Source organism: Synechococcus sp. MIT S1220 (assembly GCF_047303025.1).
GTDB lineage: Bacteria > Cyanobacteriota > Cyanobacteriia > PCC-6307 > Cyanobiaceae > Parasynechococcus.
In genome coordinates, this window is the sequence record NZ_CP138939.1 from 1,673,638 (window position 1) to 1,700,302 (window position 26,665).

26 protein-coding genes are annotated in these 26,665 nt (G+C 55.4%); 16 read left to right on the top strand and 10 right to left on the bottom strand.

Translation table 11 applies throughout. The annotated features are described in order from the left end of the window. Window positions 1-8: 8 nt before the first annotated feature. Together pyrC and SIB64_RS08610 are read right to left on the bottom strand one after the other, a co-directional pair. Window positions 9-1,040: a dihydroorotase gene (pyrC, locus tag SIB64_RS08605; RefSeq protein ID WP_413439833.1), complete on the bottom strand. Its 1,032-nt coding sequence runs from the start codon at window positions 1,038-1,040 to the stop codon at window positions 9-11. Continuing rightward, window positions 1,033-2,715: a SulP family inorganic anion transporter gene (locus SIB64_RS08610; protein ID WP_413439834.1), complete on the bottom strand. Its 1,683-nt coding sequence runs from the start codon at window positions 2,713-2,715 to the stop codon at window positions 1,033-1,035. Before SIB64_RS08610 ends, pyrC begins: the two co-directional genes overlap by 8 nt. Window positions 2,716-2,804: 89 nt before the next feature. Between SIB64_RS08610 and SIB64_RS08615 the strand changes: the two genes are divergently transcribed. From SIB64_RS08615 to SIB64_RS08640, 6 genes are all read left to right on the top strand, one after another. Next, a complete protein-coding gene (locus tag SIB64_RS08615; protein ID WP_413439835.1) occupies window positions 2,805-3,911 on the top strand; it encodes a calcium/sodium antiporter in 1,107 nt (368 codons plus the stop codon). A gap of 91 nt (window positions 3,912-4,002) precedes the next feature. Continuing rightward, window positions 4,003-4,503: a DUF2231 domain-containing protein gene (locus tag SIB64_RS08620; protein WP_413442950.1), complete on the top strand. Its 501-nt coding sequence runs from the start codon at window positions 4,003-4,005 to the stop codon at window positions 4,501-4,503. Continuing rightward, entirely contained in the window at window positions 4,500-5,120 is a 621-nt protein-coding gene (locus SIB64_RS08625; protein ID WP_413439836.1) for a DUF2231 domain-containing protein, read from the top strand. The genes SIB64_RS08620 and SIB64_RS08625 overlap by 4 nt, the downstream gene beginning before the upstream one ends. Further along, window positions 5,117-6,052, top strand: coding sequence for a cytochrome c oxidase subunit II (locus SIB64_RS08630; protein WP_413439837.1), 936 nt, complete (start codon window positions 5,117-5,119; stop codon window positions 6,050-6,052). The genes SIB64_RS08625 and SIB64_RS08630 overlap by 4 nt, the downstream gene beginning before the upstream one ends. Before the next feature lie 8 nt (window positions 6,053-6,060). Continuing rightward, window positions 6,061-7,749, top strand: coding sequence for a cytochrome c oxidase subunit I (locus tag SIB64_RS08635; RefSeq protein WP_413439838.1), 1,689 nt, complete (start codon window positions 6,061-6,063; stop codon window positions 7,747-7,749). 4 nt (window positions 7,750-7,753) lie between these two features. Further along, window positions 7,754-8,350: a heme-copper oxidase subunit III gene (locus tag SIB64_RS08640; RefSeq protein ID WP_413439839.1), complete on the top strand. Its 597-nt coding sequence runs from the start codon at window positions 7,754-7,756 to the stop codon at window positions 8,348-8,350. Window positions 8,351-8,806: 456 nt separating this feature from the next. On the opposite strand, the gene SIB64_RS08645 is transcribed toward SIB64_RS08640, so the two are convergent. Further along, window positions 8,807-9,415 (bottom strand): M23 family metallopeptidase, encoded by a 609-nt coding sequence (locus SIB64_RS08645; protein ID WP_413439840.1) that lies wholly within the window; start codon window positions 9,413-9,415, stop codon window positions 8,807-8,809. Between the two features lie 1,931 nt (window positions 9,416-11,346). On the opposite strand from SIB64_RS08645, the gene SIB64_RS08650 reads away from it, so the two are divergent. Further along, entirely contained in the window at window positions 11,347-12,855 is a 1,509-nt protein-coding gene (locus SIB64_RS08650; protein ID WP_413439841.1) for a GMC oxidoreductase, read from the top strand. Between the two features lie 246 nt (window positions 12,856-13,101). Here SIB64_RS08650 and SIB64_RS08655 read toward each other — a convergent pair whose 3' ends face one another. Together SIB64_RS08655 and gorA are read right to left on the bottom strand one after the other, a co-directional pair. Further along, window positions 13,102-13,452 carry a hypothetical protein gene (locus tag SIB64_RS08655; RefSeq protein ID WP_413439842.1) on the bottom strand — a complete coding sequence of 117 codons (351 nt, stop codon included), beginning with the start codon at window positions 13,450-13,452 and terminating at the stop codon, window positions 13,102-13,104. Window positions 13,453-13,535: 83 nt separating this feature from the next. After that, window positions 13,536-14,897, bottom strand: a complete 1,362-nt coding sequence (gorA, locus tag SIB64_RS08660) for a glutathione-disulfide reductase (RefSeq protein ID WP_413439843.1) — start codon at window positions 14,895-14,897, stop codon at window positions 13,536-13,538. A gap of 76 nt (window positions 14,898-14,973) precedes the next feature. Here gorA and SIB64_RS08665 point away from each other — a divergent pair, with 76 nt between their 5' ends. From SIB64_RS08665 to SIB64_RS08675, 3 genes are read left to right on the top strand one after another with little or no spacing between them, the layout of a single operon-like run. Further along, complete coding sequence (locus SIB64_RS08665) at window positions 14,974-15,156, top strand: hypothetical protein (protein WP_413439844.1); 183 nt, start codon at window positions 14,974-14,976, stop codon at window positions 15,154-15,156. Next, window positions 15,131-16,363 (top strand): glutathione S-transferase family protein, encoded by a 1,233-nt coding sequence (locus SIB64_RS08670; protein WP_413439845.1) that lies wholly within the window; start codon window positions 15,131-15,133, stop codon window positions 16,361-16,363. The genes SIB64_RS08665 and SIB64_RS08670 overlap by 26 nt, the downstream gene beginning before the upstream one ends. 43 nt (window positions 16,364-16,406) lie before the next feature. Then, window positions 16,407-17,075 carry a ParB-like protein gene (locus tag SIB64_RS08675; RefSeq protein WP_413439846.1) on the top strand — a complete coding sequence of 223 codons (669 nt, stop codon included), beginning with the start codon at window positions 16,407-16,409 and terminating at the stop codon, window positions 17,073-17,075. A 13-nt stretch (window positions 17,076-17,088) separates the two neighbouring features. On the opposite strand, the gene dnaA is transcribed toward SIB64_RS08675, so the two are convergent. After that, window positions 17,089-18,486 carry a chromosomal replication initiator protein DnaA gene (gene dnaA, locus SIB64_RS08680; RefSeq protein ID WP_413442951.1) on the bottom strand — a complete coding sequence of 466 codons (1,398 nt, stop codon included), beginning with the start codon at window positions 18,484-18,486 and terminating at the stop codon, window positions 17,089-17,091. 84 nt (window positions 18,487-18,570) lie between these two features. Between dnaA and SIB64_RS08685 the strand changes: the two genes are divergently transcribed. The 3 genes from SIB64_RS08685 to SIB64_RS08695 are packed head-to-tail and all read left to right on the top strand — an operon-like array spanning window position 18,571 to window position 21,153. Next, a complete protein-coding gene (locus SIB64_RS08685) occupies window positions 18,571-19,698 on the top strand; it encodes a trypsin-like peptidase domain-containing protein (RefSeq protein ID WP_413439847.1) in 1,128 nt (375 codons plus the stop codon). 1 nt (window position 19,699) lies between these two features. Then, a complete protein-coding gene (locus SIB64_RS08690) occupies window positions 19,700-20,356 on the top strand; it encodes a TIGR04282 family arsenosugar biosynthesis glycosyltransferase (RefSeq protein WP_413439848.1) in 657 nt (218 codons plus the stop codon). Then, complete coding sequence (locus SIB64_RS08695) at window positions 20,353-21,153, top strand: TIGR04283 family arsenosugar biosynthesis glycosyltransferase (RefSeq protein WP_413439849.1); 801 nt, start codon at window positions 20,353-20,355, stop codon at window positions 21,151-21,153. The genes SIB64_RS08690 and SIB64_RS08695 overlap by 4 nt, the downstream gene beginning before the upstream one ends. Here SIB64_RS08695 and SIB64_RS08700 read toward each other — a convergent pair. The 3 genes from SIB64_RS08700 to hisG are packed head-to-tail and all read right to left on the bottom strand — an operon-like array spanning window position 21,053 to window position 23,987. Further along, a complete protein-coding gene (locus tag SIB64_RS08700) occupies window positions 21,053-21,556 on the bottom strand; it encodes a GNAT family N-acetyltransferase (RefSeq protein WP_413439850.1) in 504 nt (167 codons plus the stop codon). The genes SIB64_RS08695 and SIB64_RS08700 overlap by 101 nt on opposite strands. Further along, window positions 21,556-23,334, bottom strand: a complete 1,779-nt coding sequence (locus SIB64_RS08705) for an ABC transporter ATP-binding protein (RefSeq protein ID WP_413439851.1) — start codon at window positions 23,332-23,334, stop codon at window positions 21,556-21,558. The genes SIB64_RS08700 and SIB64_RS08705 overlap by 1 nt, the downstream gene beginning before the upstream one ends. Then, window positions 23,334-23,987 (bottom strand): ATP phosphoribosyltransferase, encoded by a 654-nt coding sequence (gene hisG, locus SIB64_RS08710; RefSeq protein ID WP_413439852.1) that lies wholly within the window; start codon window positions 23,985-23,987, stop codon window positions 23,334-23,336. The genes SIB64_RS08705 and hisG overlap by 1 nt, the downstream gene beginning before the upstream one ends. 40 nt (window positions 23,988-24,027) lie before the next feature. Between hisG and gloB the strand changes: the two genes are divergently transcribed. Then, window positions 24,028-24,777, top strand: coding sequence for a hydroxyacylglutathione hydrolase (gene gloB, locus SIB64_RS08715; RefSeq protein ID WP_413439853.1), 750 nt, complete (start codon window positions 24,028-24,030; stop codon window positions 24,775-24,777). Here gloB and SIB64_RS08720 read toward each other — a convergent pair. Then, window positions 24,707-25,825, bottom strand: a complete 1,119-nt coding sequence (locus SIB64_RS08720; RefSeq protein WP_413439854.1) for an ABC transporter ATP-binding protein — start codon at window positions 25,823-25,825, stop codon at window positions 24,707-24,709. The two genes, gloB and SIB64_RS08720, sit on opposite strands and share 71 nt — an antisense overlap. A 40-nt stretch (window positions 25,826-25,865) precedes the next feature. Between SIB64_RS08720 and SIB64_RS08725 the strand changes: the two genes are divergently transcribed. Next, window positions 25,866-26,261, top strand: coding sequence for a Rid family detoxifying hydrolase (locus SIB64_RS08725; protein ID WP_413439855.1), 396 nt, complete (start codon window positions 25,866-25,868; stop codon window positions 26,259-26,261). 171 nt (window positions 26,262-26,432) lie between these two features. Further along, the gene (locus SIB64_RS08730; RefSeq protein WP_413439856.1) at window positions 26,433-26,654 is read left to right on the top strand and encodes a DUF3136 domain-containing protein; all 222 of its coding nucleotides are present in this window, start codon (window positions 26,433-26,435) and stop codon (window positions 26,652-26,654) included. Window positions 26,655-26,665 lie beyond the last annotated feature (11 nt).

Genomic DNA, 26,665 nt, shown 5'->3' on the forward strand with positions numbered 1-26,665 from the left:
AGCTCCGGTCAGGATGAAGAAATCATTGTCCAGGGCAGGATTTCCCCGGCATGGAACGGCACCAGCCCATCGATTAGTTCTGGAACCAGTTGATCGACTTTTGCCAAACAGACGCGGGTCTGGTTCACCGGAAGTCCATAGAAGGCAGGGCCATGCAGGCTGGCGAAACCCTCGAGGCGATCGATCGCGCCTTCTTGTTCGAATGCCAGGGCATAGCTCTCGAGAGCATGAGGTGCGTTGAAAATGCCGGCGCAACCGCAGGCGGTTTCCTTCGCCTCTCGGCTGTGGGGAGCTGAATCGGTGCCCAGAAAAAAACGACAGTCGCCACTGGTGGCAGCGCGTCGGAGCGCCAATCGATGCTGCTCCCGTTTCGCCACCGGTAGGCAGTAGAAGTCGCTGCGCAGTCCACCGGCGAACATGGCGTTGCGGTTGATGTGCAGATGATGGGGCGTGATCGTTGCCGCCAGATTGCGGTCGGCTGATCCGACGTAATCCACCGCCTGGGAGGTGGTGATGTGTTCCAGAACAATCTTTAGATCGGGATAACGCTCACGCAGTGGAATCAAGTGGCAATCGATGAACGTTGCCTCCCGATCGAAAATATCCACATCGGAGTCGGTGACCTCGCCGTGAATTAGAAGGGGCATTCCGATCCTTTGCATCGCGCTAAGAACGGAATCGATCCGGCTCAGATCCGTAACTCCTGCGGCTGAGTTGGTTGTTGCATTGGCCGGATACAGCTTCGCCGCTGTGAAAACCCCGGTCGTGAATCCCCGTTCAAGCTCGTCAGGATCTGACCCGTCAGTCAGATAGGCGGTCATCAAAGGCGTGAATGACAGCCCAGATGGCACAGCATCGAGGATCCGGTTCCGGTAACCCTCGGCGGCCTTCACCGTGGTGACCGGTGGCCGGAGGTTGGGCATCACAATCGCCCGCTGGAACAGCCTTGCCGTTCGGCCTACAACCCTTGTGAGCATGGCGTTGTCCCTCAGATGGACATGCCAGTCATCTGGTGCGATCAGGTTGAGGCGTTCAGGCATCCGCAGAGGCGGGGGACAGTGATCCGACGGCAAGATTCAGGGCTCTCAACCGATCATCGGTGATGTGGCTGGCGGGTAGCCGATCAAGCAGCTTGAGCCTTTTCAGACGATTCTCCGTGCTTCCGGTAGCACCGACCATGAACACATTGCGGCCGGCTTCGATCGCTTCCTTCACGGCATTCTCGAGAGCGATGGCTGCCGTCACCCCGAGATGGGAGACCTCGGAAAGGTCAAAGACAACGGCCTGACAATTGGCGATCGCGTTGTGTTCGCGTGCGATCGCTTTGGCGACACCAAAGATCATTGGACCGGCAAGTTGGAACAGCAGGACCTTGCCAGCTGTTTGATCCAGCAGAGCTTGTTCTTCCTGGCTGAGTTCCACATCATCATCGGCTGTGCTGATTGTTTTGACCTTCTTGGACTGCAGGGCGCTCATCCGATCAATGGTCAGTACATTTGCCACGAACACGCCGATGCCCACGGCCGTGATCAGATCGACAAGGACGGTTAGGAGAATCACCCCATAGGTGATCACTGCTGCCTTCATCGAGAGGTGGTGAGCCCGTTTGAGAAACTCCCAATCGATGATGTCGATCCCCACTTTTAGGGCGATACCCGCGAGGACGGAAAGAGGAATCTTGGAGGCAAAGGGAGAAGCCAGAAGAACCACCAGCATCAAGATCACAGCTCGAATCACACCGGACAGTGCTGTGCGGCCGCCGGCTTGGATGTTGACCACCGTGCCCATGGTTGCCCCAGCACCAGGCAATGCTCCAAACAGGCCTGAGGCGACATTTGCAAGCCCTTGCCCGATCAGTTCCTTGTTGGAATCGTGTTCGGCTCGGGTCAGGCTGTCGGCAACCACCGAGGTCAGCAGGGCATCAATGCAGCCGAGCATTCCGAGTACGGCTGCATTGACCACCATCATCCGGATCTGGCCACCTGAGAAATCAGGAACACTCAGGGTTGGAAATCCAGCTGAAAATTCGGGAATCGTGCGGAGACCGAGTCCACTGAACACGGTCAGCGAAAGAATGGTTCCTGCGACGAGAGCCAGAAGCTGAGGAGGGCAGACCTTCTTCAGGCCAGAAGGCGTGAACCAGAGAATGATCAGCGTGATCACTGCGAGAAGCAGCTCCATCGGCTGAGTCCCCTGGATTAAAACCTGGAGCTGACTGAGGGTCCCCATCACCCCACCCTTCGGTGGGGCCTGGCCCAGGAAGGGAGCGAGTTGAAGCAGAACCAGAATGATGCCGATGCCGGACATAAAGCCCGAGATCACCGTGTAGGGCATCATCGTGATGTAACGACCAAGCCGAAACAGGCCGAACAGAATCTGGAAGACGCCGGCCAGCACACCAACGGTGAAAGCCATTGCCAGGGCTTGGCCTGGACTGTCTGCTGTGGTGGCGAAGCTGATCACCACGGATGTGAACACCACGGTCATCGGACCGGTGGGTTCGGAAATCAAGGTTGGTGTTCCACCAAACAGTGAAGCCACCAGGCCGATGATCACAGCGCCCCAGAGGCCCGCCGCTGCTCCCGCTTCCGGCACGCCAGATGCATTGCCCACAGCGATCCCGAAGGCGAGCGCCATCGGCAGCGCGATGACTGCTGCCGTCAGGCCTCCGAATGCATCTCCTTTGAGATTGTTGGTGTTGATGCGGTTCAGCAAAGCCGATCTGGACCCGTTCCGAGGGTGAACCTTAGGTCTCGTGAAGCCGGCAGCGCAGAATTGGTTTCAACTCAACTTTCGTTGGTCGGATGCCCGAGGCTCCCCAGATGTTGGTTTACGCCCTGGAGGTAGTCGGTGGAATTCTGTTGCTTTTTCTGGGTGGGGACCTGTTTGTCAAGGGTTCGGTGACCATCGCCACGATCTGCGGCATCCCTCAGTTGGTGATCGGTCTCACCGTCGTTGCCTTTGGCACCAGCGCGCCGGAGCTATTCGTAAGCCTCAGCTCGATCATGCAGAACGCTGACGACTTGGCCGTCAGCAATGTCGTCGGCAGCAACATCTTCAACATCTTGGTTGTGCTGGGCTGCTCTGCCCTGGTGCTGCCCCTTCAGGTCGAGCACCGACTGGTGCGCAGGGATGTTCCTGTGCTGCTGGCGATTTCGTCCGCAGCTTGGGGAATGGCTTCCGCCGGACGCATGACCTGGCAGGCCGGGGTGGCGTTGTTGATCGGCCTGGCGATCAACACCACCTGGGAGGTTCGATCTGCCCGTGAGGACCATCACGCCAACATCGCGCCTGGTGATGGCGAAGTGAGCACCACTCCTTTGATGGGGAGAGCCATGCCCATAGCCGTGGTTCAACTGGTGATTGGCATCACGCTTCTGGTGATTGGCTCAAGGGTTTTGGTGAGTGGTGCCAGCGGGGCCGCTGCGTTTCTGAATGTGCCGCAAGCCGTGATCGGTCTCACGATCGTCGCCACCGGTACCTCAACCCCCGAGTTGATTACATCTGTCGTGGCCACAATGAAAGGACGGACGGATCTCGCCGTTGGCAATGTTGTGGGTAGTTGTCTGCTCAACCTTTTGATGGTGCTTGGTGCCTCAGCAGTGGTGAGTGGTCAGTCTGGGTTGCAGGTAAGTGCTGAATTGATTTCAGAAGATCTTCCTGTGATGATGTTTGCAACATTGGTCTGTTTGCCGATTTTCTGGTCGAGGCGCAGTATTTCCAGGATCGAAGGCGGAATTCTATTAATTGTTTATGTGCTTTATCTGACAGATAATGTTTTGCCTAGAACAGAACTTGCATCCTGGCAGGACGAATTTCGTTTTGGTGCGCTCTGCGTTGTATTGCCAGTGATGTTGACCGTGATTGTCACGCAAGTGCTGATGTACTGGCGAACGCGAACTTCAGATTAAATCAGAAACGCATCAGTTGTAATTCCTCATTGAGGGATGACCGTCTGAGAAACGCTGTTCATCCTTGGGAAGCATGATGCTCGGCTTGCCGATGCTTGAGCTGCTTCCTGCACTCAACGACAAAAACCTCCCCTGGCTCGACGTGATCCATCCGATCGTCGTGCATTTTGTGATCGCCATGGCGCTGATCACTGTTGCCTTCGATCTCATCGGGGTTGTGACCCAAAAGAAGAACCTTTTTGAGGTGAGCTTCTGGAATCTGATCGTTGCCACCGTGGCGATTTTTGTGGCAATCATTTTCGGTCAGGTCGAGGCCGGACTCGCGAATCCCTATGGAGCATCGAGGGACATTCTCAATCTTCACAGCACGATTGGTTGGTCCCTGGCGGGAATCCTGGCCCTGCTCACCGGCTGGCGTTATGTCGCCCGTCAGAAGGATCCAATGGTTTTGCCTTCGGGATTTCTTGCCGTCGACCTTCTCCTAGCAGGACTGGTGGTCGTTCAGGTTTACCTCGGCGACAAGCTTGTTTGGGTCTATGGGCTGCATACGGTCCCCGTGGTCGAGGCGATTCGTGAAGGAGTGCTGTCATGAACGTCTTCACAACGATCGCCTCGCCGATCAATGACATCGCCGATTCCCTTGGCGCCAACGATCTTCCCTACACGATCCCTGTTCACCCGAATCTGGTGCATCTCACGATCGGGTTGTTTGCCATTGCGATCGCTTTTGATTTCGCTGGGGCCTTTTACCCGCTCGAGAAGCGGCTGTTTCGGTTTCTGGCTCTCCCAGTGACCCGTAGTGGGTTTCATGACGTTGGTTGGTACAACCTGGTGGCCTGCAGCGGCATCAGTTTCTTCACCGTCGCAGCAGGGTTCTACGAGATGCTCCTGGCGGTCCCAATCCCAGGTGTGCGCAGCATTCTGGGACAGACCGCCATCGACACCATGCTCTGGCATGCCATCGGTGGTGTGGCCATTCTTCTGGTGATTGTTGCCATGACGGTTTGGCGCGGTTACCAGCGGTTTGTCTGGAGGAAGGATCTTGGCCGTCAGGTGACGTGGCTTTATCTGTTGTGCGGAGCCTCGATGCTGCTCCTGATGGGCTTGCACGGAAGTCTTGGCGCCTGGCTTGCCAGTGATTTCGGGGTGCACATCACCGCAGACCAGCTGCTGACCGCTGGTGCTGATCTCAATGAGGTTTTGCCATGACCACCGCTGCGCCGAAAAAAGGCCCGAACATTGCGGCCATCGTGATCATCGCGGTGGCTGTGGCAATCAATCTTTTGGTAGCGAGGTTGATGGCGAATTGGTCCTACAGCTGGTTCCCTCCCCAGGCCTCCAGTGCTGCGCCTTACGTCGACGATCTCTTTGCTCTCGAGACCGGAATTGGCTCATTTATCTTCTTCGGCTGCACCGGATTCATGGGCTGGGTGTTGCTTTTCAACCGTGCCGGTAAGTACGACGAAAGCGATGGTGCACCGATCGAAGGCAACACCAAGCTCGAGGTCACTTGGACCATCATTCCCTTGGTGACGGTCTTTGTAATCGCCACCTATTCAATGAATGTCAACATGAAGCTTCAGACCCTTGGTCCGAAGCACAAATACGCCATCGGCAGTGATCCGACTGCATTGATGGAAATCGACCCGATCGCTGATGTCGGTCCGATTGACGTCATTGCCCGTCAATGGAGCTGGGAGTTCATCTATCCCGATGGTGTCCGCAGCTCTGAGCTCCACCTGCCTGTGGATCAGCGGGTGAACTTCCGTCTGATGTCCGAAGACGTTCTGCACAGTTTCTACGTCCCAGCCTTTCGACTGAAGCAGGACATCATCCCTGGCAGCATCATCTCCTACAGCCTCACTCCGACGCAGGAAGGCCGGTTCCGGCTGCGGGACGCCATGTTCAGCGGCGCCTATTTCTCGCAAAACCAGACCAACGTCATCGTTGAATCCGAACAGGCTTATGCGGATTGGTTGAAGGCCGCTGCCGGGCAACCACTGCAACCAGGACTCGATCCAGGCCGCGCCCTTTATGACCGCCGCATCGCCCGCGGCGACAAGGGTTGGGCAACCGTCCCGCCGGCCCCAGCCCCGATGGTTAACGACCCAGGAGATCCCTCCATCCCCCACGACGCCTGAGACGTGCCATGACCTCCACCAACTACGACCCCCGCATCCTCAAGGCGCCCCACCCGGTTCCGGGCGCACCCGATAACTGGAAACGCTTTTTCAGCTTCAACACCGATGCCAAGGTGATCGGCATTCAGTACATCGCCACCTCGCTGTTTTTCCTCCTTGTGGGAGGGCTTCTGGCGATGATTGTTCGCGGAGAACTAATCACACCACCGGCCGATTTGGTGGATCCCACCGTCTACAACGGCCTTTACACGATGCATGGAACGGTGATGCTGTTCCTGTTTTTGTTTCCGATCCTGAATGGGTTCAACAATTTGTTGATCCCCACCATGATCGGGGCTCCTGACATGGCGTTTCCGAAGCTCAACGCCGCAGCCTTCTGGCTGGTTCCAGTGTTCGCGCTTGTGCTCATGGGGAGTTTCTTCGCCCCTGGAGGGCCTGCTTCTTCCGGGTGGTGGTCCTACCCACCGATGAGCCTGCAGAACCCACTCGGGAATTTCATCAACGGCCAGTTTCTCTGGATCCTCGCCGTCGCCTTATCGGGGATCTCTTCGATCATGGGCGCCGTCAATTTCGTGACGACGATTATTCGGATGCGTGCCCCAGGCATGGGCTTTTTCAAGATGCCGATCTTTGTTTGGACTGCCTGGGCAGCACAGACCATCCAACTCCTGGGATTGCCTCCGCTCACTGGTGGTGCCGTGATGCTGCTGTTCGATCTCAGCTTCGGCACAAGCTTCTTCCGCCCTGAAGGAGGCGGAGATCCTGTGCTTTTCCAACACTTTTTCTGGTTCTATTCGCATCCAGCGGTTTATGTGTTGGTGCTTCCCGTCTTTGGCATCTTTTCAGAGCTTTTTCCGGTGTATGCCCGTAAGCCTCTGTTCGGCTATCGCTTTGTGGCGATTGCCTCGTTCGGGATCACATTCCTGAGCATGATCGTCTGGGCCCATCACATGTTTTACACGGGTACACCGAATTGGATGCGCCATATTTTCATGTTCACCACCATGCTGATTGCGGTTCCTACGGGGGTGAAGGTGTTTGCCTGGCTGGGAACGCTCTGGAAGGGAAATATCCGATTGAGCACGCCGATGTTGTTCTGTCTTGGTGGCTTATTTAACTTTATTTTTGCTGGCATCACTGGTGTGATGCTTGCGACTGTTCCGATTGATATTCATGTTGGCAATACCGCTTTCGTGGTGGCTCATTTTCACTACGTCATTTTCAATACCATCGGCTTCGGCGTCTTTGCCGGGATTTATCACTGGTTCCCGAAGTTCACCGGTCGCATGTATTACGAGGGCCTAGGCAAGCTGCATTTTGTACTCACCTTTATCGGTGCAACCCTGAACTGGCTGCCTCTGCACTGGGCTGGGCTTCTGGGCATGCCTCGCCGGGTTGCCTCCTACGACCCTGAATTTGCAATTTGGAACGTGCTGGGCAGCATTGGAGCGTTCATGTTGGGCGTTGCCTCTATCCCTTTTATTCTCAACATGGTGAGTTCTTGGGCTCGGGGTCCCAAGGCACCGGCCAATCCATGGCGAGCGATTGGGCTTGAGTGGCTTCTGCCCTCGCCTCCCCCAGCCGAAAACTTTGAAGACGACATTCCAACGGTGATCAGTGAGCCCTATGGCTATGGCCTTGGTCATCCCCTCGTTGAGGACGAGGAGTTTTACATCCGCCGTTCCCAGGAGGCCTGAACCGATGACCAGCGTCCAACCTGAACGTGCGCTAGATCACACTCCTGGACACGTAAAGCATGACGGTCACAACATGACCGGCTTTGTCATTTTTCTCCTTTCAGAAAGTGTGATCTTCCTGGCGTTCTTCGCCGGGTATGCCGTGCTGAAACTCACGACTCCCCAATGGCTGCCGGATGGATTTGAAGGTTTGCAAGTGCGGATGCCGCTGATTAACACCGTTGTGTTGGTGAGTTCCAGTTTTGTTGCCTATTTTGCTGAGCGTTATTTACACAAACGCAATCTCTGGGGATTCCGTGCTGTCTGGCTGCTTACGATGGCAATGGGGGCCTACTTCGTCTACGGGCAAGCACTAGAATGGTCTGAACTTAGCTTCAGTCTGAGTAGCGGTGTATTTGGCGGGATGTTCTATTTGCTAACTGGTTTTCATGGCTTGCATGTGATTACCGGTGTCCTCTTGATGGGTTTAATGTTGGCGCGATCTTTTCGCCCTGGTAATTACGACAAAGGGGAAATGGGTGTTGCGTCAGTGAGTCTTTTTTGGCACTTCGTTGATGTAATTTGGATCCTTCTTTTTGTCTTGATCTATGTTTGGCAATAATCTTTTTGCTTCAATTCTGTGTCCTAAGTCTGCCACAAATAAAACCCTCCTGCGCATTTGTCAGGTCTATGACCATTTTAAACTCTTTTGGCCCTTTTGATGGATTTTTTTGGGGAAGGGGGGAGTAACTTCCTTTTAATAGTCTTTGTTTAGAGCTTTTAACAAGCATATGGCAGCATTGAATTAATCAGTTATAAGATTAAAATACTGCCTATTCGATGGTTCTCAGGCTCTTTTGTGAATTCTTCAATGTCAGAATGTTGACCGTTGAATGCAGGCTGTCTTCATTATCCCTGCATCAGCTGTACTGATGATTAGATAAAACATGGTTGCATTCATTTTCATTGATCAATGCGAAAAAAGACCGATTCCTCAAGCGAAATGATCCAATCAGTCAGTCTATTGAACTTGCATAAAGCCAGGGATTTTTGATCTCATATAAGGTACAAAATATAATCATCTTGGTAAAGATGTTTGTATCCGGCTTGACTCATTATTTCTTGAATTATCGGCGAGGTTGCCAGTCTCAATCTGACCTCTTTGAACGAGATTCGGATCAATATGTTCTCCATTGCTTCCTATAATTTCAAAGTGCAGATGTGGACCAGTGCTTTGTCCAGATGACCCCATAAGGCCAATACGTTGCGCTGTTTCAATGCGTTGATCTTGCTTCACTGCGATTTTACTAAGATGTGCGTAGCGTGCTCTGGATGAGTCTTTATGTTGAATCTCAACATAATATCCAAAACTGTGAGCCCAGCCTGCAAATACAACACGACCCGATCTTGCGGCAATAATTGGAGTTCCTGTTGCATTAGCAATATCAATTCCTCTATGCATTCTCCCCCATCTCATGCCGAAACCGGAAGAATGATGACCTCTGGCTGAAATAACAAACAAGGGACTAATTTTACTGGATTTTGAATTAATTTTTGCACTAAATACTTTTGGCAGTTTGCTTTCAGCTTTGAAATATTTTTCTCCGCATTCAAAAAAATTGTCAGAGGTGAAGCTTGAGAATAACTTTGTAGTGAGAGTGTAAGAGGATGTTGCGTTTGGGGCCAAATAGTCTGATTCTATTGCTGCTGCAATGAATTCATGCTTTGGATTTAATCCGAAAATTTTTTTTTAAAGGTTAGAAATAGAATGTAACTGTTGCTGATTCGTTTTCCGTCCAAGCGAGCGTACTTCGATGAGGATTTTTGAGGTAATTTATCTTTAAAACTCGAATTATTTGCCTCGGTGTTATTAAATTTCTTTGTCGAATTAGAGCCTATGGCAAGTACCGCATCGGCATTCATTGAAAGAGATGCAATTAATGAACCAAATAATTTTGGTTTTATATGACTAGATGTCAAAATTAATAATAACAATTTTATTTCGTCGGACTTTGCAATTATTCATTGATTTTTGTCAAGGCCCTTGCTGATGGCTGGGTTCGTTTCCCCATTCCCTTGTTCTTTTTTTTAACGTAGGCGTCTGAACCCTTCTCCCAGAGGTGAGCGTCACTATCTGCAGACCGATCGATCGACATCTCCAATTCATGGCACCAGTTAGATAAGCTCCTCCTCGTGGCAACGCGTTCAGTGCGCCGTATTTTAATAATTAAGGCGCGACAAGTCATGTAGCCATCAATATAAATCACTAATATGTATATCTACTAACTCAATGTCTCTTGCGAGATGGCTTTGTGTACGAATCATCAGTTCCCTTATATTTTGTCTTGTCTTATGTTGTTTTGTTTTGATCTGAAAGTGACTCTATGTCCGCACTTCTTAAAGGGTACACAACGCTGGGACCTGGATCTTATCGATGCTTCTGCATAAATCTATCGACCCGCGATCATAAGTTGTTGAAAGGTGAGGCTTGCTATTAAATGATTGTTATGCACTATAGAAGAAAGAACAACGAAAGCTTTGCCTCATGTTTATTGTGCATGTCCAGCCTAGGATCTTGTCGCTTTTTATTTTATTAGGTAAATATTTGCCGGCTAGTCTTGCGTCTCAATTTACACAAGGATGGGGATGTCGGAATCTAGCTTAAGTTCTGTTGGCCAATTAATGCGAGTATCTGTTGATATCTAGGGCTTGCTTCTTTCTCTTCGGTCGTTTGATTATGTTGATTTATTTATGCTTTAAACCTTTTGCCTTGCCTAATGTTGTTGCTTGCCATGTTGTTGTTGCGCTGTCATTTAAAGCATGTAAATTATTGATTATCTGGCTTCAGCTTCGCTTCAGTTTTCTTGGTTTTTGGGTTTGTTTAAGTGGCATTGAGCCGCAAAGAGATTATCTTGTGTTGCACGGTTAATCGAAAAGCTTTTGTATATTTCATTCGTATTGAGCTTGCTTGGCAAATTAGGTTTTTAACGAATCTGTTTTCCTGTGGAATCCATTGCCAAGAAGTGGCTTGTTCTAGTCTATTCGCCGTAAGTATTTTTAATTTATTATTGTTAAACATGGCAATTGTGGCTCATGTTTGATCCCGGCTTTTTGTCGTCAAGCAAGATCTCATCGCATGTGAGTGTCTTTGCTATAAGTATTGTCTAGAGTGGGCCTTTGCTCCGGTTATCGCAGGCAATCGGTGGCTGCTGATGATCATGTCGGACGCTGAAACCTTAAATTATTTCATAAGATTTTGCTTGAAGATTGTGTGGTATTCGAGTCTTACGCGTATGCAATTGCATCCTGTGGGGCCTGCTGACCCCCGTCCTAAAGCTTAGATTTGATTTTAAAGGAATAAAATATTTTTGTCATCCACTGCGAGCCTGTGGTGGGCAGCCCTTCTGCGAGAGCTGGTTGAGTCAATCCGCCTTATTGTTGAAAATGATTGATCTAAAATGTTATTTTGTACTGCGAATTGGCCAGTGTTATTGACAATTTTATATGGCTCTGCCAAAACCTCTTCGACTTTCTACACTTCACAAGTGAGTTCACTCTTGCCGTGATTCTTTCTCTTCGCGTGCTTTGGAGTCGTCTCCTCCAGCTAAAGGTCCTTTCATGATCATCGACGACAGTTCTTTTGATGTCATCGTCATTGGTAGTGGCGCTGGTGGTGGCACCCTCGCTGGTGCTTTGAGCAGTAAGGGCAAATCAGTGCTCGTTCTCGAGCGGGGCGGCCCGATGTCCCTTGACGATCAAAACGTCGCTGATGTCGACCTTTTTCGTAAGGATCGATATCACCCGAAGGATGAACGTTGGTTTGGCCCTGATGGTGACCCCTTTGCACCGCAAATCACATACGCGCTCGGGGGGAACACAAAAATCTGGGGTGCCGTTCTTGAGCGGATGCGGGAGCAGGATTTTGAGTCTGTTGATCTTCAGGGAGGTGTCTCACCGGCATGGCCGATTGATTACGCCGAGCTAGCCCCCTTTTACGCGGAAGCTGAGCGTCTTTATCGCGTGCATGGCCGATCGGGAATCGATCCAACAGAACCCTCCCGCACCAGCGACTATGCGAATCCACCCAGAGCAATAGAACCCTTCCTGGAGCCACTTCGTTCCGCCTTGAAACGGCAAGGTTGTCATCCCTATGACATCCCGATCAGCTGGTCGGAGGACGTGGATGATCCCAGTGGAGATTCTCAGTTGTTTGGTTTGGAGGTCGGCGATTCTGAGCGGATCACGATTCGAACCGACGCGAAAGTCTTGCGCTTGCATGTCAGTCCTGGAGGAGAATCTGTCAGAGCTGTCGAAGCGCAGCTAGGGCGCGACGTGTGGCTGTTCAAAAGTGATGTGGTGGTGCTCGCCGCCGGAGCAATCAATACGCCTGCGATCTTGATGCGTTCCGATACGGTCCACCACCCCAAGGGTCTCAGTAACGGTTCGGATCAGGTGGGCCGAAATCTGATGAATCTCCAGTTGACCTCCATCCTTCAACTGGCGACAGAAAGGAACAGTGGACGTTACGGACGTTCTCTCGGCATTAATGACTTCTATTGGGGTGATAAGAACGTCAGCTTTCCCCTTGGCCACATTCAAACCGCTGGTGGTGTGCTTCAGGATGCTTTGTTTGCTGAGTCCCCTCCGGTGCTCTCGTTGGTGACCAAGATGATTCCAGATTTTGGTCTGGAACGGTTGGCTTCGCGATCTGTGGTTTGGTGGGCGATGTCTGAGGTTTTGCCTGATCCTCACAACAAGGTTTGGCTCCTCAATGATCAAATTCGGGTCAACTACATTCACAACAACCGCGAAGCACATGACCGTTTGGTGTATCGCTGGATTGACACACTCAAGGCAGTTGAAGCGGACCCAGTCACCAAAGTGGTGTTGAACGCTCCCACCCATGCCAGAGGTGAAGCTCCACTCAGTGTTGTGGGTTTCGGTTGTGGGACGTGCAGGATGGGTGATGATTCAGCCAGTTCTGTGGTGAATGCCGATGGCCGTTGTCACGAACTTGACAACCTTTACATTGCAGATGCAAGTATTTTTCCAAGTTGCCCAAGTGTTGGTCCTGGTTTGACAATCATCGCTCTTGCTTTAAGGCTTGCGTCCAAACTTGCAGGATGATTGATCTTTTAGATTTTACTCATCCAGTTGTTGAGATGTTGTCTGATCTGATTGTGCAAACGCAAACGCGCTTTTAGGCTTAGTGTTGTACCTATCCACGTACTTTGGCCGGGGCTATTGTCCCTATCTTCGCTGATCGTTGATCCCATTTCACTCGGAATAACGATCTATCAGAATCAGAACGCTTTCGTTGATTGCTTTCTTTGATTCTGTATCGATCTGATCTTGTGAGAATCTCTTTTCCGTTTAGATCAGCAGTAGGTCCGGACCAAGTGTTTGGATCAGTTTCGATAAATCGATCACGGTGCTCAACAGACCAAGCAACGGTCCGAGGACCATTGCTAAATCAAGCGAAGCCTCCCAGAGTGCGAATTGTCGTTCGAGGTGACGGAAGGTTGTCCTTAAAACGATTCGTGTTTCTTCTGGTCTCAGTCCTTCGAGACTGTTCATCAACAACGGATGCGTGACCCTGGCGTCGCGACGCCAGTGAACCCAGTCCATAAGCCGATCGATTTCGATCGCGAAGACACCAATTGACAAAAGCAGGTGCGGTGCCACGAGCACCCCTCCCTGTGTCAATGCTTCAGGCCCGAACACCGCAAATCCTCGGTTGCAGGGAAGTCAATTAAAACGGATTTCTCCACAAGACTCACCAGCTGCATGCCGAACTGGTTTCGGATTCAGCCCATGGTGACGAACTCCTCGGCAATGGATGGATGCAGCGCCATGGTGCGGTCAAAATCAGCTTTTGTGGCTCCCATCCCCAGAGAAATGGCTGCCATCTGAATGATTTCCGAGGCATGGTCGCCCACCATGTGGCACCCCAGCACTCTGTCGGTGGCCTTCTCCACTACCAACTTCAGCAGGCAGCGATGGCCATTGCCAGGCAGCGCTCGATCCATGGAACGAAAACGGGAGTGATGCACCTGGATGCCGGCTCGTCCAAAGCGCTCGACGGCCCTGTCCTCCGATAGCCCGACAGTGGCCAGCTCTGGATCGCTGAACACGGCGGCCGCCACAAGATCGTGATTCACTTGCCGTAGACGATCTCCGAAAACGCTGTCGGCATAGGCCCTGCCTTCATCAATGGCAACCGGAGTGAGATTGACCCGGTCTGTGACATCTCCCACGGCATGGATATGGGGTTGCGATGTGGTCTGGTGGGCGTCGACGGTGATGCGTCCGTTGGAGATCGCAACTCCGGCTTGTTCCAGTCCGAGACCCTCAAGCCATGGTCTGCGGCCTGTGGCCATCAGGACCCCACCACAGGGAATCTGCAGACCGTCCTCAAGCGTGGCGGTGAGCTGGTTCTGATCGCGATGAACTGACTCCAGCGTTGCATTGCAGATCACATGGATCCCGGCCTCTTTCATGCCGTCGAGCACCGCTTCGGCCAGTTCGCTGTCGAATCCCCGCAACAGGCGAGGGCCTCGCACCACCTGAGTGACCGAGACCCCCAGGCCTCGCAGGATGCAAGCGAATTCACAGGCGATGAAACCAGCTCCCACAATCACGACTCGGTCGGGAAATGACTCCAACCGGAACATGTCATCACTGACCCAGGTGTGCTCGATTCCAGGAATGGGGGGTCGGAATGGGCGGCCCCCCACAGCAATCAGAATCCGCTCAGCGGTGATTTCGCGTTCGATGGCCTCTCCTCGTCTGGCTGATAGTCCGATGCTGTTGGATCCCGTGAAGCTCCCCCAACCGGTAATCAGCTCAACATCAGCCTTGTGTAGAAAGCCGATGTGCAGTTTGTTGAGGCGATCCACCTCCGCACGCACACTCTTCAGCAGATCGGCGACATCAAAATCGACGGGCCCAAGCTGGATGCCATAAGACTCCGCGTCTCGCAATTGGTGACGGGCTCGTGCCCCATAAACCAGCAGCTTTTTGGGAACGCATCCGCGGATTACGCAGGTGCCACCGACGCGGTCCCCCTCAATGATTCCCACTCTCGCTCCATGGCGAGCGGCGCGTTTGGCTGCGGCCAACCCTCCAGAGCCGGCACCGAGAACCAGAAGATCGAAGTCCGCGCTCATGGATGCAAGTAAGGTCTCTCCATTGTGTTGACAGCATCTCCTTCCTTGCTGCCTGAGGGCTCAGAAAGACGGTTCGATGATGGGGTCTTTGGACTCAATCTCATCGAAAGGGCCGTTTCAGACCACTTGGCTTTTGAAGTGGGCAGGGGCCAGCCGAAACGTTGGTCGCGGACTCCATCAAAAACTGGGAGACTGGCTCCTCTCAAGCCGTGACCCCATGGCTCTGGTGCTGAATGTTCCCTCCTTCGGATCCCATTGAGCCGCTGAGCTGGCAAGCACTCTCCGCATTGGCCCGTTCCGAGCCCGATCGCGTTAACGGCGACACGAATGCTCAAGCGACCCTGAGACTGTTCGGCAGCGACCGAGAAGCTGTTCGGGTCACGCTTTACCGGGACCATCACGCCTGGTGCCCGTACTGCCAGAAAATTTGGCTGTGGCTTGAGTTCCAGCGAATTCCTTACAGGATTCGCAAGGTGACCATGCGTTGCTACGGACGCAAGGAGCCTTGGTATCTGAGCAAGGTGCCATCAGGGATCCTCCCCGCCCTCGAGCTGGATGGCGATCTGATCACTGAGAGTGATCGGATTCTCCTTGCTCTGGAGGATGCATTCGGCCCGTTTGGCTTGCCGCTTCAATCGTCAGCCGCACTGGAGTTACGACAGCTCGAAAGACTGTTGTTTAGAGCCTGGTGCCTCTGGCTTTGCTCACCGGGCCTCAGTCCGCGCCAGCAGCGCCAGGCCCGTTCGCAGTTTCAGTCCACCGCGAGCCGCTTCGAACGGGCTCTGGATCAACAGGAGGGGCCATGGCTTGATCGAGCTGAGCCCACCGGCGTGGATCTTGTATTCATTCCCTACGTGGAGCGGATGAATGCTTCGCTCGCTTACTACAAGGGCTTTCAGCTTCGCCGCGAGCACCCGGCGATCGATCGTTGGTTGAAAGCTCTCGAGCAGCTCGAGGTGTACCGGGGAACCCAAAGCGACTTCCACACCCATGTCCATGATCTGCCCCCTCAGATGGGTGGATGCTGGTTTGATGACCCGCTCGAGGATGCCGCCCTTTGCCAACGGATTGATCGGGGCGATGGCCTGGGAGACGACGAAGCCTGCTGGCCGTCATCGGCCTGGGCTGGCATGGAGTCCGTAGCTCTGGCGCGGGTTCTGCGTCATCGCGACAAGTTGCTACGCAGCAATCCCCTCGGTGCCACTGCTTTCGATCAACCGTTGCGCTCTGCCTTGACCCGCCTGGTGCACGGCACAAATTGCAGCCCCAATTCCGGCAGTGCTGCAGGTCTGCGCCACCTTCGCGATCGCATCTCCGTTCCCCGGGACATGCCACTTGCTGCAGGCCGGCTCCTGCGACAGGCCCTTGAAGGGACGGCGGCTCTCGATGGCGAGGCGCAACCCGCACCCCTGCCGACTCGGGATCGTTTCGATCAAACCCCCGAGCCATTTCTGACGACACCTTGAAGGGAAAACCTCGGGCATAGTGTCCCGATGAGATGGATGAGGCGTGTCTCTTCAGCTCCCTCCCTACAAGCCGATTCCAGAGCCTGGTCAATCCACGGAGCTTTTTGAGGTTGCGATTGCCAAATTGCACCCCACGCAGTGGTGCATTGGTCTTGCTGAGGTTTGGTCCAGACAGATTGATTTTTCTAGCGAATCGCCGCAGGAACGCCTTGCGTACCTGAAAAGAAAACCTGTTCCCCTCGTGCGCAGTGGATTCGGCGATCTCTGGATGGTTGACCGGCATCATCGTCTGCGCGGTTTGCTCGGTCTCGATCCGCAGGCCAAGGCATGGGGCTACCTCATTGCAGATCTCACCTCATCTGAATCGTCTGAGGTGCTCGCTTTTCTTGAACAGCAAGGCTGGATGTATCTCTATGACGGGCGAGGTCAAGGCCCTCGGTTGGCCATGGATTTGCCGCAATCGTTGATGGATCTCGACGATGATCCCTACCGGAGCCTGGTTTGGAAATTGAAGCAGGAGGGTGCGATCAAACCTCAGCCCCAGATCCCGTATCACGAATTTCGTTGGGGAGCCTGGTTGCGGCGGCGTCCGTTGCCACCGTTCAGCTCACGACGACTTGAGCCGGCGTTGGCGCCAGCCAGGAGATTGGTCTGCTCCCATGCTGCAGCGACCATGCCCGGGTGGCGAGGAGATCGCAAAGCCTGCAAGTAGTCAACGCTGGCTCTCAGCCACGACGGCGTGAATCGATCTGAAGCAGGTCCCGCACTTTCTGAACCTGACCCGCAAGTTGAGGATCACTGGCCAACTTCTTTTCGACCTGTTCGATGGCATACATCACGGTGGTGTGGTCCTTGCCTCCAAAGGCATCACCGATGCGGGGGAGGCTCAGTTCGGTCCCCTGACGCATCAGGTACATTCCCACCTGACGGGCCTGGCTCACGGCTCTTCGTCGGGTGCTGCTGCACATTTCTTCAGCGGTCACGTCGAAGACCTCCGAAACTTTGTCGATCACTTGCTGCGGGGTGACGTTCACCCCCTGCCCGGTTGGATCCAGCATCGGCGCCACGGATTCCACAGTCATCGGAAGACCGGTGATCGAAGCGAAGGCCACCGCCCGTGTTAACGCACCCTCCAATTCACGGATGTTGGACGTGAAACGACCGGCAATGTAATGAATTAAGTCTCTCGGAAGAGACATCCTTTCTTGCTCGGCTTTTTTCTGAAGGATGGCCATTCGTGTTTCCAGGTCCGGTGGCTGAATATCAGCAATCAGTCCCATCTGAAATCTGGAAATCAGCCGCTGTTGCAATCGAGGGATTTGGCTCGGCGGCCGATCACTTGCGATCACAACCTGGCGTCCTGCTTCATGCAGAGCATTGAATGTATGAAAAAACTCTTCCTGGGTGTATTCCTTCCCTTCAATGAATTGAATGTCATCGACAAGGATCAGATCAGCGGCGCGATAGCGGTCGCGGAATGCCTGCATTCCGTCCTTGCGGATCGCTTGGATTAGATCATTCGTGAAGGTTTCCGTAGACACATAGGCCACGCGAGCGTCTGCATCAATCTCGAGGCGGTAATGGCCGATCGCCTGCATGAGATGGGTCTTTCCGAGTCCCACACCACCACAGATGAAGAGTGGGTTGAATTCACGGCCAGGAGCCTCAGCAACTGCCAGGGCGGCCGCATGGGCCATGCGGCTGTTGGGACCCACCACGAAGCGGTTGAACACGTAACGCGGGTTCAGTCCGGGCAGTTGGCGGCGGGTTGTCGGCTTCGCCGTGCCCCTTAGTGCTGAGGCGGATGCTGGGGGAAGACCGGATTCCATCGTCCGACCGGAGTCATGGCTGGGGTCCGAATCGGATGGGGCCGCTGATTCGGCCAAAACCGTCACCTGAACCGGTTGACCACAGAGGCGGCTGGCGAGCTCCTCAATCGTGGGGAGAAGTTGTTCTCTCAGCCTTACTCCAGCAAAAGGATTCGGGGCGAGCAGCTGCAATTCACCGTTTTCGAAGCCACTGCAGCCGGTAGGTCGGATGAAGGTCTCGAACGTGGGTTTGCTGAGCTTGCTCTGGAGTGCCTCCTGCACCTTGTTCCAGAGGTCATCGCCCATCAGCACCACAACAGACAAAACCCTGAGCGCTGAATCTACGCATGCCGGCCTGTTCAGTCCGTCTTTAATGAGCCGGATCGACACCGTGCCGCGATGCTGCGCTTCCTGGGCTGGATGGGGATAGCTCTGATGGGATCAACACTGACCTCTTGCGGTCAGATTCGCAGTCGGCTTGGTCTCGAGCCAGAACCACCACGCACGGCTCCGCCTGTGGTGAGTGATGCGCCTCGCTCTGCCCCGCTTCAACCCGGCGAGAATGTGATCGTCAAAGCCGTGGATCGGGTGGGCCCCGCCGTTGTGCGGATCGATGTCGTCAAGGAGATCAACAATCCCCTCGGCCGCATGTTCGGACTCGGACCGTCGATCCAGCGGCAGCAGGGGCAGGGGTCCGGTTTCATCACCCGGTCCAACGGCTTGATCTTCACCAATGAACACGTCGTTCGCGGTGCGGACAAGGTGGCCGTGACCCTGCCCGATGGCCGCAGTTTCAATGGCAAAGTTCTTGGCGGTGATCCGTTAACCGACGTTGCTGTCGTGAAGGTGGTGGCGGAAAAATTGCCAGTGGCAACCCTCGGAGATTCCAATTCGCTCAGGCCTGGCGAATGGGCGATCGCCATCGGCAATCCCTTTGGCTTGAACAACACAGTGACGGCAGGGATCATCAGCGCTGTGGGGCGGACGAATGCGATCGGTGAGGGTCAGCGGGTGCCTTACATCCAGACCGATGCGGCGGTGAATCCTGGCAACAGCGGCGGTCCATTAATCAATGCCGCTGGTCAGGTGATCGGCATGAACACGGCGATTCGGCAGGCCCCTGGCGCGGGACTGAGCTTTGCGGTTCCGATCAACCTCGCCAAGCGCATCGCCCAACAGATCGTCAGTACCGGGCAGGCGTCCCACCCTTATCTCGGTGTTCAGCTGCGCACCCTCACGCCTCAACTGGCTCGGGAGATCAATGCCACCTCCACGGAGTGCAGCGTTCCAGAGGTGAACGGTGTTCTTGTGGTGGATGTGGTCGCCGACACTCCAGCGGCAGCAGCAGGCATTCGTCAATGCGACTTGATCCGCCAGGTCGACGGCACAACGGTGAAGACTCCCTCGGATGTGCAGATTGCTGTGGATCGAGGTGAGGTTGGCCAGCCGATGGAGTTGTCGCTGGAACGGGACGGCGAGGCGTTGACAGTTGAGGTGACGCCTGAGGAGCTGCCGCGCCGCGGCTGAGATGAGGGGCTTGCCTGTGCTGACCGTGCTTGCCCGCTGGCCTGCACCAGGACGCTGTAAGCGACGCCTGACGAGGGATCTTGCGCAACGTCTGCACCTTCGCCATTCCAGTCGGCGCTCGGCGCGCCTGCAGGGTCGTCTGACGATTCACACCATGTCAGTGGTGCGGGCGCTCGCCGTGGAAGGTTATGCGCAGCCTGTTTTTGCCGTCAGCGGTCTCGCCCACCGCGCGGCACGGCGGTGGGGAGAGGAGCTCGGCGCAGATCGGGTTTGGCTTCAGCGGCCTGGTTCGCTGGGCAGTCGCATGGGTCATCTGTTGCGGAGGATTCGCGCTGACTTTCCCTCCAGCCCAGCGCTGCTGATCGGCACCGATCTGCCTTCGCTCAATCGCCCTGATCTGCTTTCGGCCATTGAACTTCTTCACAACAAGGATCTGATATTGGGACCCTCCTCGGACGGCGGGTATTGGCTTCTCGGTCTGAGCGCAGGCCTGTTGCGTCAGCCCATGCGTTGGCCACTCGGAGGGATTAATTGGGGATCTGATGCCGTGCTGGACCAAACCCTTGCGCAGGCTTGCGCATCCAGCCTCACGATCGGCTTGCTTCCTCAACATCAGGACATTGATCGCTTGTCGGATCTCCAGCCTTGGACGGGATGACCCAACGACCGCCGCTTTCGGTTGTCATTCCCGTGCTGAATGAGGCGTCCAGATTGCCGCTGCTGTTGGCGGATCTTGACCGCTGGCCTGATCCGCTGGAGATCCATGTGATCGATGGGGGCAGCCACGACGCCACGCCGTTCATCGGTGTTTTGGGTGGTGCGATCGTTCGCACCACCAGCTGCCCTGGGCGAGGCCAGCAGCTGCAGCTCGGATGCAGGCTCTCTCAGGGACGTTGGCTGCTTGTGCTGCACGCCGACAGTCGGCTCCCGCCAACCTGGGGGGAGAAGGTGGCTGCCATCATCCATCGCCCGGTTTCAAAGCATCAGGCCTGGTATTTCGATTTCCGGGTGGACCGTCCCGGACCCATGTTGCGGTTCCTGGAGTTCGCCGTTTTCCTCCGCAGTGCCGTGCTGCAACGTCCCTATGGCGATCAGGGCCTTCTGATTCATCGGGAGAGGCTTGCCGAGGTCGGTGGCTACCGCCTGCTGGCGTTGATGGAGGACCTCGACCTGGTTCAGCGCTTGTCCCGGTCGGGTCGGATCAGGAGGATCGGTCAGCCGTTGACCACCAGTGCCCGTCGCTGGCAAAAGCGGGGAGTGCTGAGCAATGCATGGTGCAACCTTCAGCTTCGTCGACGCTGGGCTCGCGGTGACGACACCGCTGAGCTGGCGCGGCACTATGCCGAGCAGGCCGCTAGCTCGAATACCAAAAGCCACAGCGATGTTGCTGCGGTTCAAGCTCCCAGCCTTGACGCTGATAGAAACTCACGACTCCAGGATCAGCAAACAAACTGACGCGCTCTGTCCCCATCTCTCTGAGGGCATCAAGCACATAATCCATCATCTGGCGACCGAGACCACCTCCCTGGTAGATGGGGTGTACTGCCACATCCCACACTGTGGCTTCAAAGACACCATCACCTGTGCAGCGGGCGAACCCGATCAATCGAGGCACCCGTGGGTCGTGTCTCCAAAGCCCAACCTTCAGCAGACTGTTCGTGAGTGCTTTGCGGACCCGCCGAACCGGTCGGCGACTCCAGCCAACGGCTTCAAGAAGCTGCTCAAGTTCCACAAGATCGAAGGCCCGCGTTTGGCTGAATACCAAAGTGAGCTTTTCATTAGCGCACGGACACAGTCTTGCCTCAGGACCATATAGCCCCTGGAGGGACTCGGCGACCATAGGAAGCGGCTGGGTCATCACAGGCGCGCTAGGCCCCTTTCCTGAAGGTCAGCCAGTTGAGCGTAGAGCCCACCGCGGGCCCGAAGCTCCAGATGGGAGCCCTGCTCAATCAACGATCCCTGTCGAAGGACAAGAATTCGATCCGACGCTTCCACCGTGGCAAGGCGGTGGGCGATCACAACAGCTGTACGGCGCTGCAGAAGCCGTTCCAGATCGCTCTGAAGAGTCGCTTCGGTGGCTGGATCCATGAAAGCGGTGGCTTCATCCATCACCAGGACCGTTGGGTTCCGGATGGCAACCCTCGCTACAGCGAGAAGCTGCCGTTCCCCGGAAGACAGGTTTCCTCCCCGTTCGCGCAGTTCGGTTTGCAGGCCTTCTGGCAGACGCTTCAGCAAACCCCTGAGGCCAAGATCCGTGCAGACCTGTTTCAAACGACGATCACTGATCTCAGCATTGAGACGGAGGTTGTCGGCGACATTTCCGCTGAACAGAAAAGTGTCCTGAAGGACAACCCCCAGTTGTTGCCGGAGATCGGAGATCGGAATCGTCCTGATGTCTTGCCCATCGAGGAGAATGCGGCCCCGTTGGGGTTCATAGAGGCGGCAGAGCAGGCGTATCACTGTTGTTTTCCCTGAACCCGTCGGTCCAACCAGGGCAACATGTTCACCGGCCTCAATCTTGAAGGACAGATTGTTCAGGATCGGTTCGTCCTGTCTGTAGCTGAAGCAGACGTTTTCGAAGACCACTTCACCGGCTCCATGACGGGGGATGGGCCGGGCATCGGGAGCTTCGATGATCTCGAGAGGTTGTTCCATCAATTCACCGATTCGTTCGATCGCGGTTAAACCCCCTTGGATCTGGGTGAATCGTTCCGCCAGCTGTCGTAGGGGATCAAACAGTCTCTGGGCGTAGAGGATGAAGGTGGTCAGGATGCCAAGCCCCATGGCTCCCCCTGTCACCATCCAGCCACCGAGCGCCAACACCACCGCCACCGCGCACAGCGCGACCCATTCAAGAAAGGCGGAGATGCTGCTGTCGAAGAAAATGGTGCCGTTGACGGCGTTTCTGTAGGCAGAGCCGGTGCGGGCGAACCGTGCACCATTGACCCGCTCTCGGCGGAACATCTGAACCACCTCCAGCCCCTGAAGGTTTTCCTGGAAGTCGGCATTCAGCTGGGAAAGCTCCTCCCGAACGCAGTAATTAGCCTTTCGATAGCGCCTTTGCAGCCAAAGGACTGCCGTGGTCACAGGGATCTGAGTGAGCAGCAGCAGCAGGCCGAGTCGCCATTCGAATAGCAGCATTGAGGCTGCGATCACAGTCAAGCTGACGAGATCACCGAGCACCCCCACAGCACCACTTCCGAAGACCTCCGCCAGTGCGTCAACGTCACTGGTGAGTCGGGTTAGCAGCTTGCCCACCGGCATCCTGTCGTGAAAACGCAGGGACAATGAGAGGGCGTGTTGAAAAAGATCATCCCGGATACGGGCGGTGAGTCGTTGACCGACGATCTGGATGTTGAAGGTCTGAACGCCCTGGAAACCCAGACGCAGCAGTACGGCCAGAAGCAGAAGCCCCACCAGAACCCTGATGGAGTCCTGCACCGACAGATCCGTCAGCCATGGCAGGCGTGATTCATCCCGGAGAACACTGATCGCCTGGCCCACCAGCAGAGGTTGGATGGCCCCTGCAAGGGCTACCGGCACCAGCAGTCCAAGGGTCAGCAGCAGGCGTCGCCTGTCGTGCACAAGGTATTTCCCCAGCCTTAAAACCCGTTGCCAGTCACTGACCGCTGCCATCAGATTGATGCTCCGATCGGCAGGGATGCAGTGCGCATGGCCTCGATGATCGACCGCAGTTCGCCACCGTCCAGCCTCAGTGCCAGTGGATGCCCCACCAACCGAGCGGTGGACTGGAAGAGGTCTTCAATGGCGAGAAGTCCGTTGTCCCGCAGGGTGCGTCCCGTGGCGACCAGGTCGACAATCGCTTCGGACATGCCTGTGATCGGTCCAAGCTCCACCGACCCGTTGAGGTGAACAAGCTCGACAGGGAGGTCGAGGGCGTCGAAGAATTCCCTGGCGCAGTGGGTGAACTTGCTCGCAACGCGGCAATGGGGAGGCAGATCGGCCGCTCGGGCGTAACCACTGTTCTCTTTGACCGCCACAGCCATCCTGCAGCCGCCGAAACCGAGATCGACGAGTTGGGCCACGGGTAGCTGATGCTCCCGCAGGACGTCATACCCAACCACGCCCAACTGGGCCTGGCCGTAGGCCACATAGGTTGGCACATCTCCATTCCTGACCAGAAGAGCCCGTGCCCGTCCGCAGGGGGTGGGGAGCATCAACTGGCGGTTATCCGGATCGAGGACGGCGGAGAAATCCAGTCCTGCTTTGGCGAAGCGGGCGACGGAACTTTTCAGTAGGGCACCCTTGGCCAGTGCGACGGTGATCATGGGGTCAGCGTCGACCAGAAAACCAGGCAGGACTTTAACGATGCAAACCTCCGTCCACGCATTGCCTGTCCTGCAAGACAACGTTATCTGGGTCTGGGTTTGTAATCAGGAGGCTGTCGTTGTCGATCCGGCCATTGCGCCACCTGTCGAGCGCTGGCTCCAGGATCGGCAGCTCAACTTGATTGCGATCCTCCAGACCCACCACCATGCCGATCACATTGGTGGGACCCCTGATCTGCTCAAGGTCTGGCCAGCGGCGGAGGTCGTTGCAGCCCGTGCCGATCGCACCCGAATCCCCTTCCAGACCATGTCCGTCAAGGACGGAGATCGCTTCGGCTTGTTCGGGAAAACCGTTCAGGTGTTCGATGTGGCGGCGCACACCGCAGCGCACATTGCTTTTTTCATTCCCGAAGCTTCGGCATCACTGTGTCGACCGCTCCTGTTCTGCGGTGACACCCTTTTTTCTGCCGGTTGTGGTCGGCTTTTTGAAGGAACACCGGCTCAGATGCATCGAGCGATGCAGATTTTTAGTTCGCTCCCAGACGAAACACATGTCTTTTGTGCCCATGAGTACACCGAGGGGAACCTGCGCTGGGCGCTGGAGCAGCGACCAACAGATTCAGCCATTGAACAGCGCTATCGCGAGGTTCAATTACGTCGCTCCCAGGGAGAGCTGAGTCTCCCTAGCAGCATTGCTGTGGAGAGGCTCACGAACCTCTTCATGCGGGCGGAATCTGTTGAGGAGCTCGCTGCGCTGCGTCATCACAAGGACCACTGGCGTGCATCTTGATCCCCGAGGGATACAAGATGGCGGTTGAGCCATGACGCAATCGGATCTCGCCGCGGGTTCCCTTTGGATAATCCTCATTCAGGGGGAGGTTGACGCGCAGGATCAGGGAATCGATCTGGATCCGGTACTGCCATCCGTTTCCTGCGAACTCCCGACCCAACACACAGGCCTGACCTTCAGGATTCAGTTGCAGGGTGACCGCGGCCGGGTCGACAAGCAGGCAGCTGTCTGACGTCAATTGCGGTGCAAGAGGAACGTTCGGAGCCTCCAGATCTCCGAGAACACAACGCAGACGTCGATCGTTTCTCGAAAGAATTGGAAGCAGATTTCCCTGCAGAACAAAGCGCCCAACGAAGGGTGTGGCCGGATCACAGACCAAGTCCCGAGGTGAATCACATTGATGCAACGTGCCGTCTTGCATCACGGCAACTCGGTCGCAGATCGCCAGCGCTTCACCAGGGTCGTGGGTCACGATCATGCCGCTGGCGCCGCAAAGCCGAAGCACGGAGGGAAGTTCGCTGCGGAGTTTCAGCCTCACCTCCACATCCAAGTTTGAGAAGGGTTCATCAAGAAGCACCACCTTGGGAGATGGCGCCAGCGCTCTGGCCAGAGCGAGCCGTTGGCGTTGGCCACCGGAAAGTTGATGCGGATACCGCTGATTGAGATGATTGAGCTCCAGCAGCTCCAGCAACCAGTGGGCGCGACTGCGGTCCTCGCCTGGTCGTAGGCCGAAACAGGCGTTCTCCCAGGTCGTGAGGTGGGGGAAGAGGGCGTAATCCTGAAAAACCATGCCAACGCCGCGGCGCTCCGGTGAAACCCAGCGACCATCTCCTGCAACGTGCTGCTGCTGGAGATGCACACTGCCGCGGATCGGACGCTCAAATCCAGCGATCAAACGGAGCAGGGTTGTTTTGCCGCATCCTGAGGGGCCAAGCAGTCCGACCAGTTCTCCCTCCGAGAGTTCCAGATCGATCCCACGCAGGGTCCAGTCCTGCCCGGAATCTGTGAACCGGTGCCACACGTTGCGCAGTTCAACTGGTGGCGACAACGGCAAAAGGCGATGATCTCAGCGCATTCTGCTGCGTGCCATGACTGCCAGAGCGATCACGACTGCATCTGCTCCTTCACCCGTCGGCCCGTACAACCAGGCGGTCTTGGCCGGGGGTTGGCTCTACTGCTCAGGGCAGATCCCGATTGATCCAGAGACCGGAGCGATGGTTGGTGATGGTGATGTGGAGGCTGAAACCCGCCAAGTCCTCAAAAATCTTTCTGCTGTGTTGACTGCCGCGGATGCCGATTCAAGCCAGGTGGTTCGCAGCACGGTGTATTTGGTTGATCTGGCGGATTTTCAGGCTGTGAATGCCATTTATGCGGAGATGTTCGGAGCGGGCATCAGCCCGGCTCGCGCCTGTGTCCAGGTCGCTGCGCTGCCGAAGGGATCGAAGGTTGAGATTGATTGCATCGCCTGGCTTGGTGAAACCTGAGCGGGGCGTGACATCTGTGGCGCGGACAATGGGGATCGCGTCAGCTTGTGCGTCCCCTTGGTGGGCCTGTCTTGAACAAGCATGTGGCAGCGTGGATCCGCGTCCCAGAGCTTGGCGTTCCTTGCGCCGTCCGGCGGTTTCATAGGTTGAGAAGGCAGTAGGAGATGTTCGATGCCCCAGGCGAAGCTCACCATCGGGGAACTGGAAGCGGGTTATCCCCTCTATTGCAAGGCTTTGAGACGACTTCTCCAGCAAGGCAAGTCCGTGCAGGACATCGAACGAACGGTGTGCTGGGGCCATCTGGAAACCCTGAATCGCTGTTTGCCCACCCGCTACAAGTCACCTTCCTATCTACTGGCTTTGATCCGTCGTGATCTCGAGAAAGAAAGTTGAAATTGTTCCTT